This is a genomic window from Escherichia sp. MOD1-EC6819 (genome assembly GCF_002965765.1).
In the GTDB taxonomy this organism is placed as follows: Bacteria; Pseudomonadota; Gammaproteobacteria; order Enterobacterales; family Enterobacteriaceae; genus Escherichia; species Escherichia ruysiae.
The window spans coordinates 290,561-307,476 of sequence record NZ_PTRG01000005.1; the positions used below are offsets into that span (position 1 = coordinate 290,561).

Genomic DNA, 16,916 nt, shown 5'->3' on the forward strand with positions numbered 1-16,916 from the left:
GACAAGCAATAACCCGGCGGTTAAGCCGGGTATAAAAATTAATGGCGATGGACATTCAGTCCGGCATAGCTTTGGGTAACCGGCATCATTTCCAGTGTGTTGATGTTGACGTGAGCAGGGAGTGTAGCAACCCACCAGACTGCTTCGCTGACATCTTCTGGCGTCAGCGCAACGGTGTTTTGATAGGTTTTTTCCGCTTTATCGTCGTCACCTTTAAAGCGAACATTGGAAAACTCGGTGCCACCCACCAGCCCCGGTTCGATGTCGGTGACACGTACTGCCGTACCATGCAAGTCAGTGCGCAGATTCAGGCTGAACTGACGAACAAACGCTTTTGTCGCGCCATAAACGTTACCACCAGCATACGGCCAGCTACCCGCCGTTGAGCCAATGTTAATAATATGACCATGATTACGCTCGACCATGCCAGGCAGGACAGCGCGGGTCATATACACCAGGCCTTTATTGTTGGTATCAATCATAGTTTCCCAGTCTTCAACGCTGGCTTTATGTGCAGGTTCCATACCCAGCGCCAGTCCAGCATTGTTTACCAGAATATCGATATTACGCCACTCGGCAGGAAGCGAAGTCAGCATCTCTTCAATGGCGGCGCGGTTGCGAACGTCCAGTTGGGCGATATACAAATTATCTCCCAGTTCGTCTTTTAACTCCTGCAACCGTTCCTGGCGACGGCCAGTGGCGATAACTTTATGCCCTTGTTGAATAAAACGACGTGTAATGCATTCACCAAAACCTGCCGTTGCTCCAGTTACTAAAACGATCATCTCACTGTTCCTCAACGATTTTGTGTGTCAATAACATAGCACGTGATGCTTAAGAGCGGGTAATACTGGTTTGCAAGATTGCACTCCGTTATCAGTAAGCCTACGCTATGGAACACCTCGTTTTCAGGAGTAGAAAATGTCAACGACGAATCCTTTCCTTACGCAGAGCACTCTGCCGTATATGGCTCCTCATTTTGATCAGATTGAAAATCAACACTATCGCCCGGCATTCGATGAGGGGATGCGGCAAAAGCGGATTGAGATAGAGGCGATAGCTTTAAACCCGCAGACGCCCGATTTTACTAACACTATTCTGGCTCTCGAAAAGAGCGGGGAGTTACTCACTCGCGTTACCAGCGTCTTCTTTGCCATGACCTCGGCGCATACTAATGATGAATTACAGCGTCTCGATGAACAGTTCTCGGCGGAACTGGCGGAACTGGCTAATGATATCTACCTGAATGGCGAATTATTCGCGCGGGTAGATGCTGTCTGGCAGCGGCGTGAAACGCTGGGCCTTGATAGTGAATCTGTTCGTTTGGTAGAAGTTATTCATCAGCGTTTTGTTCTTGCCGGTGCCAAACTTGAAGATGCCGATAAAGAAAAATTAAAAGTGCTGAACACAGAAGCCGCTACCCTGACCAGTCAGTTTAACCAGCGGTTATTAGCCGCGAACAAATCCGGAGGGCTGGTGGTTGACGATGTTTCGCAACTGGCAGGCATGAGTGAGCAAGAAATTGCGCTGGCGGCAGAGGCGGCTCGCGAGAAAGGTCTGGAAAACAAATGGCTCATCCCATTGCTGAATACCACGCAACAACCGGCGCTTGCGGAACTCAGCGATCGTTCTACACGTGAAAAACTGTTCACTGCGGGGTGGACACGCGCGGAAAAAAACGATGGCAATGATACTCGTTCCATCATTCAACGGCTGGTGGAGATCCGCGCCCAACAGGCCAAATTACTTGGCTTCCCTCATTATGCCGCGTGGAAAATTGCCGATCAGATGGCAAAAACACCAGAAGCAGCACTCAATTTTATGCGGGAAATTGTTCCGGCGGCGCGTCAACGTGCGAGCGATGAATTAGCGTCTATACAGGCGGTTATCGATAATCAGCAGGGCGGGTTTAGCGCGCAGCCGTGGGACTGGGCATTTTATGCTGAACAGGTGCGGCGGGAGAAATTCTGTCTTGATGAAGCGCAGCTCAAACCTTATTTCGAATTAAACACAGTGTTGAATGAAGGTGTATTCTGGACTGCGAATCAGCTCTTCGGTATTAAGTTTGTCGAACGTTTTGATATTCCTGTTTACCATCCTGATGTCCGCGTATGGGAAATTTTTGATCATAATGGCGTGGGGCTGGCGTTATTTTACGGCGATTTCTTCGCCCGTGACTCAAAAAGCGGCGGCGCATGGATGGGGAATTTTGTAGAACAATCTACGCTTAATGAAACACGCCCGGTAATCTATAACGTTTGTAATTATCAGAAACCGGCGGCAGACGAACCCGCATTGTTGCTGTGGGACGATGTTATTACATTATTCCATGAGTTTGGGCATACGTTGCACGGTCTGTTTGCCTGCCAGCGTTATGCCACGCTTTCTGGCACCAATACACCACGCGATTTTGTCGAATTTCCTTCGCAAATCAACGAGCATTGGGCAATGCATCCGCAGGTATTCGCGCGCTACGCCCGGCATTATCAGAGCGGGAAAGCAATGCCGGAAGAGTTACAACAAAAAATGCGTAATGCCAGCCTGTTCAATAAAGGTTATGAGATGAGCGAACTGCTTAGCGCCGCACTTCTTGATATGCGCTGGCACTGTCTGCAAGAGCATGAAGCGATGCAGGATGTGAATGATTTCGAGCTGCGGGCGCTGGTGGCGGAAAATATGGATCTTCCCGCCATACCGCCACGTTATCGCAGCAGTTATTTCGCCCACATTTTTGGTGGCGGATATGCGGCGGGATATTACGCCTATTTGTGGACGCAAATGCTGGCAGACGACGGTTATCAATGGTTTGTCGAGCAGGGCGGCTTAACGCGTGAGAATGGGCAACGTTTTCGCGAGGCGATTCTTTCCAGAGGCAACAGCGAAGATTTAGAACGTTTGTATCGTCAATGGCGCGGTAAGGCACCACAGATTGCGCCGATGTTGCAACATCGTGGACTGAACGTCTAATTTTCTGTAAATATAGCTGGTCTGGCGTAAAGCCAGGCCAGAAAGTCATTCCAGTAATTTCAAAAGCTGCGCCAGTGCAAATCGAACCGCCAATGCTAATACTGTTTCGCAATCACCATCAAAATGCATAACCGCAGTATGCGTATTTCCTTTTATATTCCATGCGAACCAGACTGTGCCTGCGGGCGTACCATCCTGCCCACCTTCAGGCCCACCGTAGCCGGTAATGGCAATACTAATATCGACATCTGCGCGCTCTTTGGCGCCAGTTGCCATTTCTGCCGCTATCTTCTCGCTCACCGCCGTATATTTCTCAAGAGATTGCTGACTGACGCCAAGGATTTTCATTTTGGCTTGTTCGGTAAAAGTGACAAAGCCTGCGCCGTAAAACTTTGGTGTGTCTTCAGCAGCACACAGCGCGCAAGCCAACTTACCGCCAGTGCATGATTCGGCGGTAGTTAAGCGTAATTGATCAGCGATAAGTCTTTGGCTCAACGCGGATGTCAGGTTTTCAATAGTATCGCTATCTGCAAGTTGTACAATTTTATTGCTATTAATGTTCATCGTTGTTTGTCCACATTATTAGCTGCAAAGGTGATTTGCCTTTTTGGTATGTTCTTTCACCATAATAAAAATCAGATTTATAAATCCGATTATTCTGAAAATATATTTAAGACTTAAACGCAGCTTTCATTAATCTTTTTATTGTCTTTTTTGAGTTAAATTTGCAGCAAATTTTGTTGCTAGCTGACTGATTTTAATTGTTTTATAACAATCAGTACGATTCTTATTTGTCAATTATAAAAATAGCAACCAGACTTAATAAGTCAAACCAAACGCAATTAAGGAGTTAGTATGAAATTTCAGGCCATTGTATTAGCAGGTTTTCTTGTCATGCCTTATGCGTTGGCAGATGATCAGGGAGGTTTAAAACAGGATGCTGCGCCACCACCGCCACATGCAATAGAAGACGGCTATCGCGGAACTGATGATGCAAAAAAAATGACCGTTGATTTTGCGAAAACTATGCATGATGGTGCCTCAGTTTCATTACGTGGTAATTTGATTTCCCACAAGGGTGAAGACCGTTACGTTTTTCGTGATAAGAGCGGTGAGATTAATGTTGTTATTCCTGCTGCCGTCTTTGATGGACGACAAGTTCAGCCTGACCAGATGATCAACATTAGCGGGAGTCTGGATAAGAAAAGCACTCCAGCCGTCGTTCGGGTCACACATCTGCAGAAATAGTCACAAAAATAAATGCGTCTGATGGTCCAATCAATAGGGGCATCAGGCTTTACTGTTTATGTTATTTGCCTCTGTTTTATGGTGCAAGGAAGGGATAATTTACAGAATTAAACACTTTTTTATCTGCTTATTTTGTTTTAAATCACAATGTTATCTTTAACGCCGTCTCAGATTAGGATTTCTATTAAAATATTGACGTAATTTTTCTTTTCTCTCGGTAGAATAGCGCGCACAAGGAACTGTGAAAAAGGAGTGGCAATGATCAAGAAGACAACGGAAATCGATGCCATCTTGCTAAATCTCAATAAGGCTATCGATGCCCATTATCAGTGGCTGGTGAGTATGTTTCACAGCGTGGTCGCGAGAGATGCCAGTAAGCCAGAAATTACGGATAACCATTCTTATGGACTGTGCCAGTTTGGTCGCTGGATTGATCATCTGGGGCCACTCGATAACGATGAATTACCTTACGTTCGGCTAATGGATTCTGCCCATCAACATATGCATAACTGTGGTCGGGAATTAATGTTGGCAATTGTCGAAAATCGCTGGCAGGACGCTCATTTTGACGAATTTCAGGAAGGGTTACTTTCTTTTACGGCAGCATTAACAGATTACAAAATTTATTTGCTGACAATTCGTAGCAATATGGATGTTCTGACTGGATTACCTGGTCGTCGGGTTCTTGATGAATCCTTTGATCATCAATTACGTAATGCTGAGCCACTGAATCTCTATTTAATGCTGCTGGATATAGACCGATTTAAATTGGTTAATGATACCTACGGGCATTTAATCGGTGATGTGGTATTACGAACCCTGGCAACTTACTTATCTGCCTGGACGCGTGATTACGAAACGGTTTATCGCTATGGTGGCGAAGAATTTATCATCATTGTCAAAGCTGCTAATGATGAAGATGCATGTCGTGCCGGAGTACGTATTTGCCAGCGAGTCGATACCCATGCAATCGCATATTCTGAAGGGCATATCAACATAACCGTGACCGCAGGTGTGAGCCGCGCATTTCCTGAAGAACCGCTGGATGTGGTCATCGGAAGAGCAGACCGGGCAATGTATGAGGGTAAGCAAACTGGAAGAAATCGCTGCATGTTTATTGACGAACAAAACGTGATTACCCGAGTTTAAGCACCGTTTAACATTCATTGAGAAAAATAATGCTACTGTGTCAATGATCCGTTACCAGTGCACAGAAAAGCCTGTTAGCGCAAAAGTAAAAACACAAATCTATCCATGCAAGCATTCACCGCCGGTTTACTGGCGGTTTTTTTCGCCGTCAGAAAAATCAGGCCCCTTGTACACAATTGTAACAAGGGGCCGGTTAGGTGAGGGATTATCTCCGTTCATTAGTCATCCCATTTGTGGCTGAAATACGCGGCCAGAAAGCCAGAAAATAAAATTATTCCCAGTACAGCTATAAAAACATTCATATTACCCAGCATTATTTGCCTCCGTTTATGGTGTGGTGTGTTTCCTCTCTTACCTTAATTTTCATCTCAATGAGAAAGATATTAGCAGAGGTAACCTAAACGAAGGCTGAATTAGAGGGTTAATGTGATGAGGAACGGCTGTTTTTCCGATATTGTGAAGGGGATAATAAAAAACGCTGGTGAAAATGATGACGCAGTAAAGATGAATTACCAAACCCCGTCAGATCTGCAATTTTATCGATGCTAAACGACGAATTTTGCAGATAATCTTCCACTCGTATTAATCGCTCATTGAGAAGCCAGCGGGCGGGTGTCATACCCGTTAAGGCGACAAAGCGTCTTAAAAAAGTACGTTGACTCATATTCACTCGTCCGGCGAGAGAGGCAACGGTATGCGTTTGTGCCAGATTTTGCTGTAAAAAGTCGAATAATGCGCCTAACGTATGGCTTTCACGCGGCGCAGCCATCGGGCGTGTCAGGTTTTGTGGTTGCTCACCGTGGCGATGCGGCTGAATGACCAGCCGCCGGGCGACATTATTAGCAATTTCGTGACCATAATCTTTGCGCACGATATGTAAGCACAGATCGATCCCTGCTGCGCTTCCAGCGGAGGTCATCACTTGTCCTTCATCCTGATATAACACATTGTCACTTACGTGAATTGAAGGGTAACGATGCTGGAGTTGTTCAGTGTAACGCCAGTGGGTGGTCGCTTTTCGCTGGTGAAGAAGGCCAGCGGCGGCAAGGACAAATACGCCCGAGCATATCGAAACCAGGCGAGTACCGCGTTGATGTGCTTCGCGCAACGCCTGGCATAGCATTTCTGGTACTGTTGCATCTATACCGCGCCAGCCTGGAATAATAATCATATCGGCTTCAGTCAGTAGCTCCAGCCCGCCATCCGCAACTACGTGGATCCCGCCAGTAGCTTGCAGCGCACCGGGTTCTACCGCAGCAACAGCAAACCGATACCAGTTATCGCCCAGTTCCGGTCGCGGCAGGCCGAAGATTTCAACGGCTACACCAAATTCGAAAGTGCATAGTCCGTCATAAGCCAATACAACAACCAGCGGGCGCTGCAATGTTGGCATCATTTTACTCTTTTCTGGCATATCGTGAGGCAGTCAGTGAAAGGTTGATTGGTTACATTATTGTTAACACAACAACCCAAAAGGAAAAAGCAATATGCGTTATGTCACTGAATTTACCGCAGCGAAACCGGACGTTGCCGAAGCGCATTTTCTCATGCGTTTGAGTGTTGAAACGGATTGCGCCGATGTTCATGACTCGCTGGCCTACATTGGCGATGATTTCGTTTTGCTGCATGTGGTCGGACGTGAAGAGGATTTCGCTCATCGGCATATCCCAGGCGCAATTCATCTGCCCCATAAGCAAATGACCGAAGAGAGAATGGCTCAATGGCCGGAAGATACTCTGTTTGTGGTGTATTGCGCGGGGCCACATTGTAACGGCGCAGACCGCGCGGCACTCAAACTGGCTCGGTTAGGAAGGCCAGTTAAAATCATGATCGGCGGGGTAACCGGCTGGGAAGATGAAGGCTACGCCTTTGCAACAGGAAAATAATGAGTCAAGCCGTGCCGTTAAGGCACGGCAGAGAGTCAACAAAGAACCGGCTGCCCCCAGGGTCTTGCGTGAATGCCTTTTAACATCAGCACCCATGCAGCAATGATCGCCAACGCTAAGATGACAAACAGCGAGGACGGCGGCAGGCGGGTGAGCACGACGCCACTCACTAATGGGTTAATCGCTGCACCAAGCCAGCCTAAAGACTGGGCGGAAAAATAGCTGGCTTTCATCCCTGGCGGTGCAATATGGTCAATCAACATATATTCACCAGGGGCATAAATGATTTCGCCAAGAGTAAACACGGCGGCTGAAATTCCCCAAAGTAGCAGGCTGTTGCCCGAAAAGATAAACCCGACCAGACCGATGACAAAGCAGAGAGTGCCGACCGTCATTAGCGCGCGGATATTGGTCGGATTAATGCGCCGGCCCACGGAATATTGCAACGTAACTACCATCGCAGCATTAACCGGAAGAACAACCGCGACCACCTTTTCGGCAAAATCACCATCAGCAATCACCATCACGTATTGTGAAATGCACGAGGCAAACGCTCCGCTCACGAAAGAGGCCAGAAAGGCTGAGCAGGTGAACCACAGCAGAGCTTTATCCTGTAACAAAACCTTTGGAGACCAGACGCTTCCTGTCTCTGTGGCGATGATTTTCTCGCTGCGTTTCACCCAAATTTGAATGAAAAGCACAGGAAACGCAGAACAGATGGCTGCCAGCCAAAAGGGCAGATTGATACTTTGCATCACCAACAGCGTGCCGAGCGGTGGGCCGATGGTCCAGCCAATGTTAAGCATGGTGTAGTTGATCGAGAAGATCTTCGTTTTACTGGCGGAGGAAAGATTATCGGCAAACCAGGCCTTCAACACGGTAGCAAAAACGGAATATGCGCAGTTGATGAGCGCGAAGAACAGCACCACCAGCGTCACGTTGTCCACCAGGGGAATGGCGATAAAGCCGCTGGCGAAGGCGGTAATTGCCAGTAACATATAACGTTTCTTGTCGAACTTATCCGCCAGAATGCCAAATCCGAGGCTGAAAACGACGCCGATAGTGAGCGCAATTGTCATCGCATAACCAATCAGATCGACACCCAGACCGTACTGGCGACTCAAATAAATAGTCATAAACGGCAGCGTAGCGCCGCGTCCGATGGTTAATAACAACGACGAGGCAAGAAGGGCGCTGGTAGAGCGTCGCAGAGATAAGTTCATTTGGCTGTCCGGCAGTGCGTTTCGTTATGTTTTGTTTTAGAGATGTAAAGAAATAGCATGGCAAAAATCCGAAGTATAGCGACTTATTTGCGCATTAATGCCGTCGTAAACGGTGACTAACGAATCAACTGTTAAAAAAAAGTAAATTCCGCTAAGTTGATTGCTTACAAAAGATGAAAATTCAGGGGCGGTAGAATGTCGCGAAAAGATGGGTTGTTGGCGCTACTGGTAGTGGTTGTGTGGGGGCTTAATTTTGTGGTCATCAAAGTGGGGCTTCATAATATGCCACCGCTGATGTTGGCCGGTTTGCGCTTTATGCTGGTGGCCTTCCCGGCAATCTTTTTTATCGCACGACCGAAAGTACCGCTGAATTTGCTGCTGGGGTATGGTTTAACCATCAGTTTTGCGCAGTTTGCCTTTCTCTTCTGCGCCATTAACTTCGGTATGCCAGCAGGTCTGGCCTCGCTGGTTTTACAGGCACAGGCGTTTTTTACGATTGTCCTCGGCGCGTTTACTTTCGGTGAACGACTACATGGCAAGCAACTTGCGGGGATCGCCTTAGCGATATTTGGCGTGCTGGTGTTGATTGAAGGTAGCCTGAACGGTCAGCATGTGGCGATGCTCGGTTTTATGCTGACCCTGGCGGCAGCATTTAGCTGGGCGTGTGGCAACATCTTCAATAAAAAGATCATGTCGCACTCATCGCGCCCGGCAGTGATGTCGCTGGTAGTGTGGAGCGCATTGATCCCGATTCTCCCGTTCTTTGTCGCCTCGCTCATTCTCGATGGTTCCGCAACAATGATTCACAGCCTGGTCACTATCGACGTGACCACCATTTTGTCTCTGATGTATCTGGCGTTTGTGGCGACGATTGTCGGCTATGGGCTCTGGGGTACGCTGCTTGGGCGTTATGAAACCTGGCGCGTGGCACCGTTATCGTTACTTGTCCCGGTAGTCGGTCTGGCAAGTGCGGCGTTATTGTTAGATGAACGATTAACGGGTCTGCAATTTTTCGGTGCGGTGCTGATAATGGGCGGGCTGTATATCAATGTGTTTGGTTTGCGGTGGCGTAAAGCGGTGAAGGTGAGAAGTTAATAAGCCCCGATATGTCGGGGCCAGAATTAACTACATGGCGTGTTGATTATAATAGGGCACGCCCAGCGCATCCGACTTATCACTGCCTGTACCCATGTGATTTAAATCGAATGGTGGTTGTTCCTGCGATGGGGGAACAATCACTTCATCACCACAGGGAATAACCGTCGGCTGCGTGGTTTGTTCCGCAAAGCCTTGCGCAGAAAAGACAATAAGCGCGGTTATCATTGCGGATAAAAGTAGTTTCATGATTCCCTCAGTGACGTTGTCACGTTTCAACTAGCTATTGTAATGATTTAATGGATGTAAAAAGCGCGATTCGCCCTGAATATTAGCCATCCGGTATTTATGCGGCGGAACATCAAAGTAGTTTTTGAAGGTTCGGGTCAGCGTTTGCTGGGACTCGAAACCATAACGTTCTGCCAGATAGAGTATCGGCTCGTTGCTTTCTTTCAGCTTTTGCGCGATTTCTGTCATCTTACGGCTGCGGATATATTGACCTAATGAATGGCCGGTTTCTTTTTTAAACATCCGTTGCAGGTGCCATTTGGAGTAACCCGAACGCTCTGACACTTTCTCCAGTGACAGTGGCGATTCCAGGTTGTCCTCGATCCAGTCCAAAATGCTATGAATGGTAATAGCGTCAGTGTTGCGTCTGGACATCGTCATACCTCTTTTTTTGTTTACGGCAGGACTTTCTTAAGCAAATGCTCAAGCGTTGCCACTTCGTCCGCCGTCAGGTTTTTTGTTAATTCTTGATGCAGATCCTGGCCAACTAATTGATGGCATTGTTCACATATTGCTGCGCCGCTGGCGGTGAGTTTTACCAGCACGCCGCGCTTGTCATTCGGGTTTGGCAACCGTTCCACCCAGCCTTTACAGACCAGGCGATCCAGCATACGGGTCAGTGCCCCCAGGTCGACCGACAACACTTTTTTCAGTTCAACCGGCGTAATGCACGCTGCGCAGCGGATAGAGCAGAGCACCTTAAACTGTGCCGCAGTGATATCCAGCGGAGACAGATAATCGTTAAGCAGACGGTCTTTCTTCTGATTAACCATATAGATTAAGCGACCCAAGGGGATGATTTCATTGAACAGGTCGCTGGTACTTTTCACATTGGTTGCCCTGGCAAGTAATTAGTTGCAGGGGATAATATTGCCCAGGCAAGTATAAGTCAAATGAATGAATTGTCTGATGCCACGTTTTGCTAAATCGGTTCAAGTTTTGGTCAGTGCTATGCAAGATTAGTTAAAGAGTGAAACTTTCTCTTTGTTTTCCCTTTATACTTTTCGCTGATGACTCAGACACACAGGATAACAACCACCAATGTTAGATTTGTTTAAAGCAATTAGTCTGGGGCTGGTGGTGTTGCTGCCGTTAGCCAACCCATTAACGACAGTCGCGTTATTTCTTGGCCTGGCGGGCAACATGAACAGCGCCGAACGTAACCGCCAGTCGTTGATGGCCTCGGTATACGTATTTGCCATCATGATGGTGGCGTATTACGCCGGGCAACTGGTGATGGATACGTTCGGCATTTCGATTCCCGGTCTACGTATTGCTGGGGGGTTAATTGTTGCATTTATCGGTTTCCGTATGCTCTTTCCCCAGCAAAAGGCAACGGATTCACCGGAAGCAAAAAGCAAATCGGAAGAGCTGGAAGATGAACCCAGCGCCAATATTGCTTTTGTGCCACTGGCAATGCCAAGTACCGCCGGACCGGGAACCATTGCGATGATCATTAGCTCGGCGTCAACGGTGCGTCAGAGTTCAACCTTCGCGGACTGGGTGCTGATGGTTGCGCCGCCGCTGATCTTTTTCCTGGTGGCGGTCATTTTGTGGGGAAGTCTACGTAGCTCTGGTGCCATTATGCGGCTGGTGGGGAAAGGGGGAATTGAAGCGATCTCCCGCTTGATGGGCTTCTTGCTGGTTTGTATGGGCGTGCAATTTATTATTAACGGCATCCTGGAAATTATTAAAACTTACCATTAAAAAAGACCCAAATGGGTCTGAGCAGATGACAAACGCAACATTGCCTATGCGCTACGTTTATCAGGCCTACGTAATCTCTGCAATGTATTGAGTTGTAGGCCGGATAAGGCGTTCCCGCCGCATCCGGCATAAACAAAGCGCACGTTGTCAATAATCTGAAAGGCTCGTTCGTGCATGGAAGCTATTGCGTCTGTTCTTCAAGTGCCACAGGCCAGCGGCGGAATATGATGATTGACCATATCAACGCGGCGAGTGCCGGAACTGCCCCCACATAACCAATCATCGACATCGACCAGTGCAGACTTACCTGATTGCCCACCAGTGCTCCGGCGCCAATGCCAATATTAAATATCCCGGAAAAGAGCGCCATCGCAACGTCGGTGGCATCTGGTGCCAGCGCCAGTACTTTAACCTGCATCCCAAGTCCGATGATCATCATCGCGATCCCCCAGAAAATGCTCAGCACGCTGAGGTGTATCTCGCTACTTGCCGAAGGCAACAGTAGTGCCAGGCACACCAGCAATAGCGCAATCGCCGCACTGACCAGCACAGATGCGTGCTGATTACCCAGCTTACCGAAAATGACGCTACCAATGATGCCCGCACCACCGAGCATCAACAGCAATGCTGTGGCAAAGTTGGCGCTGAACCCCGCAACGTTTTGCACAAAAGGTTCAATATAGCTGTATGCCGTGTAATGGGCGGTGACCACGACTACCGTCAGCAAATAAATGCTCATCAATGCCGGGCGACGAAACAGCAGCGGAAGACTTTTTAACGAACCAGAGTGCTCACTGGGCAGCAATGGAAGTAATTTGATCAGGCACAAAAGGGTGATAAGCGCCCCGATACCAATCGCGAAGAAGGTTGTTCGCCAGCCGAAATACTGCCCCACAATGCGCCCGATAGGTAAACCTAATACCATCGCCAGTGCTGTGCCGGTGGCAATTAAACTCAATGCCTGCGCTCGCTTTCCGGCTGGCGCCATACGGATTGCCAGAGACGCCGTAATCGACCAGAAAATAGCATGGGCGAAAGCCACACCAATGCGACTGATTACCAGAACGGTAAAGCTCCACGATAAAAACGACAGTATGTGGCTGGCGATAAACACCACAAACAGACAGATCAGCAATTTGCGGCGTTCGACCTGACTGGTCATTAGCATAAAAGGCAGTGACAATAGCGCCACTACCCACGCATAAATGGTCAACATGATACCGACTTGTGCGGTTTGCATATGAAAGCTTTGCGCAATATCAGAAAGCAAACCTACAGGCACAAATTCGGTGGTATTGAAGATGAAGGCGGCAACGGCCAGCGTAACGACCCGTAGCCACGCCACTTTGCGGGAAACCATATTTGTTGTCATAACCGATTATCGGATGAGTTGCGAAAAGGTAATGAAATGATCTTAAAACGGTTAATGATCTGAATACAACGGTTTTGTGATCTATGTCGCGTTTCGCCGATTCATGTCATGCTGTATCAACGGCAGCGTGAGTAGCCGGTACAACATTTAGTCTGGTACATCCAGCAGTTCAATAAACGCCTCAAGCGGGCGCGTTTTCGCACCGCGACGCCAGACCAGCCAGGTTGTTAACCAACGCCATTGCTCAGCCAACGGCCATGCTTCAACCTGGTGATGCCCGGGCATACTTTCCAGCATAGAACGAGGGATAAGCGCAATGCCCGCACCCGCGACCACACAGGCCAGCATCCCGTGATACGACTCCATCTCATGAATAGTCCCCGGTGCGGCACCGTCAGCATGAAACCAGCTCTCAAAATGACGGCGATACGAACAATTGGCGCGAAAGGCATAGATGTTGTAACCATTAACCTGACTGGCGCGGGTTACTGGCGCATGTCCTTGCGGCGTGACGATCATCAGCTCCTCACGATACACCGGTATCCCGTCGATGGCGGTATGGTTAATCGGCCCATCAATAAATGCCGCATTCAGTTTTCCTTCCAGTACGCCGTCCAGCATCGTGCCGGAAGGGCCGGTGGAAAGTGAAAACTGAATTTTGGGGTAACGACGGTTAAATTCTGCCAGCGTTGCCGGAATACGCACTGCGGCGGTGCTTTCCAGCGATCCGAGAGAAAACAGACCTTGTGGCTCATCGCCAGCCACGACATTTCTCGCCTCATCCACCAACGCGAGAATTTGTTGGCTGTAGCGTAAAAAGTTATGCCCGGCGGGAGAAAGCCGTAAACGCTGATTTTCGCGGATAAACAGCTCAACACCGAGCTCTGTTTCCAGTTGACGTATACGAGTCGTGAGATTCGACGGCACACGATGTACTTTAGCCGCAGCCTGGGTAATGCTGCCTGCCTCGGCAACTGCGTTGAACATCTCCAGTTGAGTCAGATCCATAGCATTCTCGATTTGTGAATAAGTGGCTTAATATTATTCATTTTCAAACAAGAGTAAATCTACGTATCTTCAAACCATAACTCATAAAGGAGATACCCCAATGACCATCACTCCGGCGACCCATGCCATTTCGATAAATCCAGCCAATGGTGAACAACTGTCCTCACTGCCCTGGACAGGCGCTGACGATATTGAAAACGCTCTTCAGCTTGCAGTGGAAGGTTTTCGCGGCTGGCGCGAGACAAGCGTAGATTACCGGGCGGAAAAACTGCGAGATATCGGTAAAGCTCTGCGTACTCGCAGCGAAGAGATAGCGCAAATGATCACCCGCGAAATGGGTAAACCCATCAAGCAGGCACGTGCCGAAGTGGTGAAATCGGCGAATTTGTGTGACTGGTATGCAGAACATGGCCCGTCAATGCTGAAAGCAGAGCCAACGCTGGTTGAGAATCAGCAGGCGGTTATTGAGTATCGACCAATGGGGACGATTCTGGCAGTTATGCCGTGGAACTTTCCTTTATGGCAAGTGATGCGCGGCGCTGTTCCCATCATTCTTGCAGGTAACGGCTACTTACTTAAGCACGCGCCGAATGTGACGGGCTGTGCTCAGCTAATTGCCCAGGTGTTTAAAGACGCGGGTATCCCTCAGGGCGTATATGGCTGGCTAAATGCCGATAACGATGGTGTCAGTCAGATGATTAAAGATCCACGTATTGCGGCAGTCACCGTGACCGGGAGTGTTCGTGCGGGAGCGGCTATTGGTGCACAGGCTGGTGCGGCACTGAAAAAATGCGTACTGGAGCTGGGCGGTTCAGATCCGTTTATTGTGCTTAACGATGCCGATCTGGAACTGGCGGTTAAAGCGGCGGTTGCCGGGCGTTACCAGAATACCGGACAGGTTTGCGCGGCGGCAAAACGTTTTATCATCGAAGAGGGGATTGCTTCGGCATTTACCGAACGTTTTGTGGCAGCTGCGGCAGCGTTGAAAATGGGCGATCCCCGTGACGAAGAGAACGATCTTGGTCCGATGGCACGTTTTGACTTGCGTGATGAGTTGCATCATCAGGTGGAAAAAACCCTGGCGCAGGGCGCACGTTTGTTACTGGGCGGGGAAAAGATGGCTGGGGCAGGTAACTACTATCCGCCAACGGTTCTGGCAAATGTCACCCCAGAAATGACCGCGTTTCGTGAAGAAATGTTTGGCCCCGTTGCGGCAATCACCGTAGCGAGAGATGCAGAACATGCGCTGGAACTGGCGAATGACAGTGAGTTCGGCCTTTCAGCGACGATCTTTACCGCTGACGAAACACGAGCCAGACAGATGGCGGCACGTCTGGAATGCGGCGGCGTGTTTATCAATGGTTTCTGCGCCAGCGACGCACGGGTCGCTTTTGGCGGTGTGAAGAAGAGCGGTTTTGGGCGTGAACTTTCTCATTTCGGCTTACATGAGTTCTGTAATATCCAGACGGTGTGGAAAGACCGGATCTGACGTCACATATTTAGCTCTGTTATACTCGCAGGTCTTTTCAGACCTGCGAGCAAGGAGCAGAGAGTGGCAGTCGCCATGGATAATGCAATTTTAGAAAATATCTTGCGGCAAGTACGTCCGCTAATTGGTCAGGGTAAAGTCGCTGATTATATTCCGGCACTGGCAACCGTCGATGGTTCCCGTCTGGGGATTGCTATCTGTACCGTTGATGGGCAGCTTTTCCAGGCCGGAGACGCGCAAGAACGTTTTTCTATTCAGTCTATTTCCAAAGTGCTCAGTCTCGTTGTTGCTATGCGTCATTACTCCGAAGAAGAAATCTGGCAACGCGTCGGCAAAGATCCGTCGGGATCTCCGTTCAATTCCTTAGTGCAACTGGAAATGGAGCAGGGCATTCCGCGTAATCCGTTTATTAATGCCGGTGCGCTGGTGGTCTGCGATATGTTGCAAGGGCGATTAAGCGCACCACGGCAACGTATGCTGGAAGTCGTGCGTGGCTTAAGCGGCGTGTCTGATATTGCCTACGATACGGTGGTTGCCCGCTCCGAGTTTGAACATTCCGCGCGAAATGCGGCTATTGCCTGGCTGATGAAGTCGTTTGGCAATTTCCATCATGATGTGACAACCGTTCTGCAAAACTACTTTCATTACTGTGCACTGAAAATGAGCTGCGTTGAGCTGGCGCGGACGTTTGTTTTTCTGGCAAATCAGGGAAAGGCTATTCATATCGATGAGCCCGTAGTGACGCCGATGCAGGCGCGGCAAATTAACGCGTTGATGGCGACCAGTGGAATGTATCAAAACGCGGGTGAATTCGCCTGGCGGGTAGGGCTTCCGGCAAAATCTGGTGTTGGCGGCGGTATTGTTGCGATCGTCCCGCATGAAATGGCCATCGCGGTATGGAGCCCGGAGCTGGATGACGCAGGTAACTCTCTTGCCGGTATTGCAGTACTTGAACAATTAACGAAACAGTTAGGACGCTCGGTTTATTAATGCAGTCACTTGATCCACTCTTCGCGCGTTTAGCCCGTTCAAAATTTCGCTCTCGCTTTCGTCTGGGCGTCAAGGAGCGTCAGTATTGTCTGGAGAAGGGCGCGCCGGTTATTGAACAACATGCGGCAGATTTTGTCGCTAAGCGTCTTGCGCCGGCATTACCGGCGAACGACGGGAAGCAAACCCCCATGCGCGGGCATCCGGTGTTTATCGCTCAACACGCCACCGCGACCTGCTGCCGTGGCTGTCTGGCTAAGTGGCATAACATTCCGCAGGGTGTTTCGTTAAGTGAGGAACAACAACGTTATATCGTGACGGTTATCTATCACTGGCTGGTTATTCAGATGAATCAGCCATAAGAATGGTGGTAAAAGCCAAAAGATCATCTGATTGATATCTTTCTTTGTCGCCGCTGTCAGCGAACATGCTATCCTTTATGAGAATTTACTTATTGCGTTGAGATAATTGCCACTCGCAATTGTATGGACAGATAA

At 48.9% G+C, this 16,916-nt stretch carries 19 protein-coding genes and 1 pseudogene; 9 read left to right on the plus strand and 11 right to left on the minus strand.

Annotated elements, in window-relative coordinates:
* Positions 1-38: 38 nt before the first annotated feature.
* The gene (gene ydfG / locus A7Z06_RS09470) at positions 39-785 is read right to left on the minus strand and encodes a bifunctional NADP-dependent 3-hydroxy acid dehydrogenase/3-hydroxypropionate dehydrogenase YdfG (RefSeq protein WP_010346482.1); all 747 of its coding nucleotides are present in this window, start codon (positions 783-785) and stop codon (positions 39-41) included.
* Positions 786-921: 136 nt separating this feature from the next.
* On the opposite strand from ydfG, the gene dcp reads away from it, so the two are divergent.
* Positions 922-2,967, plus strand: a complete 2,046-nt coding sequence (gene dcp, locus A7Z06_RS09475; RefSeq protein WP_000108370.1) for a peptidyl-dipeptidase Dcp — start codon at positions 922-924, stop codon at positions 2,965-2,967.
* Positions 2,968-3,012: 45 nt separating this feature from the next.
* Here dcp and A7Z06_RS09480 read toward each other — a convergent pair whose 3' ends face one another.
* Positions 3,013-3,531: a 2-oxo-tetronate isomerase gene (locus A7Z06_RS09480; protein WP_001024826.1), complete on the minus strand. Its 519-nt coding sequence runs from the start codon at positions 3,529-3,531 to the stop codon at positions 3,013-3,015.
* A gap of 291 nt (positions 3,532-3,822) precedes the next feature.
* Here A7Z06_RS09480 and ydeI point away from each other — a divergent pair, with 291 nt between their 5' ends.
* Complete coding sequence (ydeI, locus tag A7Z06_RS09485; protein ID WP_000671720.1) at positions 3,823-4,215, plus strand: YdeI family stress tolerance OB fold protein; 393 nt, start codon at positions 3,823-3,825, stop codon at positions 4,213-4,215.
* Between the two features lie 258 nt (positions 4,216-4,473).
* Positions 4,474-5,364 (plus strand): diguanylate cyclase DgcZ, encoded by an 891-nt coding sequence (dgcZ, locus tag A7Z06_RS09490; RefSeq protein WP_000592846.1) that lies wholly within the window; start codon positions 4,474-4,476, stop codon positions 5,362-5,364.
* A 115-nt stretch (positions 5,365-5,479) separates the two neighbouring features.
* Here dgcZ and A7Z06_RS22040 read toward each other — a convergent pair.
* From A7Z06_RS22040 to ftrA, 3 genes and pseudogenes are all read right to left on the minus strand, one after another.
* A pseudogene (locus A7Z06_RS22040) lies at positions 5,480-5,583 on the minus strand (hypothetical protein).
* A complete protein-coding gene (gene mgtS, locus A7Z06_RS09495) occupies positions 5,583-5,678 on the minus strand; it encodes a protein MgtS (RefSeq protein WP_000901364.1) in 96 nt (31 codons plus the stop codon). Before mgtS ends, A7Z06_RS22040 begins: the two are co-directional and overlap by 1 nt.
* A 107-nt stretch (positions 5,679-5,785) precedes the next feature.
* Positions 5,786-6,757, minus strand: a complete 972-nt coding sequence (gene ftrA, locus A7Z06_RS09500) for a transcriptional regulator FtrA (RefSeq protein ID WP_123058178.1) — start codon at positions 6,755-6,757, stop codon at positions 5,786-5,788.
* A 94-nt stretch (positions 6,758-6,851) separates the two neighbouring features.
* Between ftrA and A7Z06_RS09505 the strand changes: the two genes are divergently transcribed.
* Complete coding sequence (locus A7Z06_RS09505; RefSeq protein ID WP_001271098.1) at positions 6,852-7,250, plus strand: rhodanese-like domain-containing protein; 399 nt, start codon at positions 6,852-6,854, stop codon at positions 7,248-7,250.
* Between the two features lie 35 nt (positions 7,251-7,285).
* Here A7Z06_RS09505 and ydeE read toward each other — a convergent pair whose 3' ends face one another.
* Positions 7,286-8,473 (minus strand): efflux MFS transporter YdeE, encoded by a 1,188-nt coding sequence (ydeE, locus tag A7Z06_RS09510; protein WP_001054150.1) that lies wholly within the window; start codon positions 8,471-8,473, stop codon positions 7,286-7,288.
* 195 nt (positions 8,474-8,668) lie between these two features.
* Here ydeE and eamA point away from each other — a divergent pair, with 195 nt between their 5' ends.
* A complete protein-coding gene (gene eamA, locus A7Z06_RS09515) occupies positions 8,669-9,568 on the plus strand; it encodes an O-acetylserine/cysteine exporter (protein ID WP_000087182.1) in 900 nt (299 codons plus the stop codon).
* Positions 9,569-9,598: 30 nt separating this feature from the next.
* Here eamA and marB read toward each other — a convergent pair whose 3' ends face one another.
* The 3 genes from marB to marR are packed head-to-tail and all read right to left on the minus strand — an operon-like array spanning position 9,599 to position 10,686.
* Positions 9,599-9,817, minus strand: coding sequence for a multiple antibiotic resistance protein MarB (gene marB / locus A7Z06_RS09520; RefSeq protein WP_000771487.1), 219 nt, complete (start codon positions 9,815-9,817; stop codon positions 9,599-9,601).
* A 30-nt stretch (positions 9,818-9,847) separates the two neighbouring features.
* Entirely contained in the window at positions 9,848-10,231 is a 384-nt protein-coding gene (gene marA / locus A7Z06_RS09525) for an MDR efflux pump AcrAB transcriptional activator MarA (RefSeq protein WP_000091195.1), read from the minus strand.
* Positions 10,232-10,251: 20 nt separating this feature from the next.
* The gene (gene marR / locus A7Z06_RS09530) at positions 10,252-10,686 is read right to left on the minus strand and encodes a multiple antibiotic resistance transcriptional regulator MarR (protein ID WP_000843428.1); all 435 of its coding nucleotides are present in this window, start codon (positions 10,684-10,686) and stop codon (positions 10,252-10,254) included.
* Between the two features lie 211 nt (positions 10,687-10,897).
* On the opposite strand from marR, the gene marC reads away from it, so the two are divergent.
* The gene (gene marC, locus A7Z06_RS09535) at positions 10,898-11,563 is read left to right on the plus strand and encodes an NAAT family transporter MarC (protein ID WP_000885044.1); all 666 of its coding nucleotides are present in this window, start codon (positions 10,898-10,900) and stop codon (positions 11,561-11,563) included.
* Positions 11,564-11,744: 181 nt separating this feature from the next.
* Here marC and ydeA read toward each other — a convergent pair whose 3' ends face one another.
* Together ydeA and ptrR are read right to left on the minus strand one after the other, a co-directional pair.
* Entirely contained in the window at positions 11,745-12,935 is a 1,191-nt protein-coding gene (gene ydeA / locus A7Z06_RS09540) for an L-arabinose MFS transporter (protein ID WP_000210513.1), read from the minus strand.
* 147 nt (positions 12,936-13,082) lie between these two features.
* A complete protein-coding gene (gene ptrR / locus A7Z06_RS09545; protein ID WP_000366486.1) occupies positions 13,083-13,943 on the minus strand; it encodes a putrescine utilization regulator PtrR in 861 nt (286 codons plus the stop codon).
* Between the two features lie 100 nt (positions 13,944-14,043).
* On the opposite strand from ptrR, the gene sad reads away from it, so the two are divergent.
* The 3 genes from sad (at position 14,044) to A7Z06_RS09560 (ending at position 16,781) form a co-directional block, all read left to right on the plus strand.
* Complete coding sequence (gene sad, locus A7Z06_RS09550; RefSeq protein ID WP_000156607.1) at positions 14,044-15,432, plus strand: succinate-semialdehyde dehydrogenase; 1,389 nt, start codon at positions 14,044-14,046, stop codon at positions 15,430-15,432.
* Between the two features lie 63 nt (positions 15,433-15,495).
* Positions 15,496-16,422 (plus strand): glutaminase B, encoded by a 927-nt coding sequence (gene glsB, locus A7Z06_RS09555; protein ID WP_000257398.1) that lies wholly within the window; start codon positions 15,496-15,498, stop codon positions 16,420-16,422.
* Complete coding sequence (locus A7Z06_RS09560) at positions 16,422-16,781, plus strand: DUF4186 domain-containing protein (RefSeq protein WP_001191014.1); 360 nt, start codon at positions 16,422-16,424, stop codon at positions 16,779-16,781. The genes glsB and A7Z06_RS09560 overlap by 1 nt, the downstream gene beginning before the upstream one ends.
* Positions 16,782-16,916: the final 135 nt, after the last annotated feature.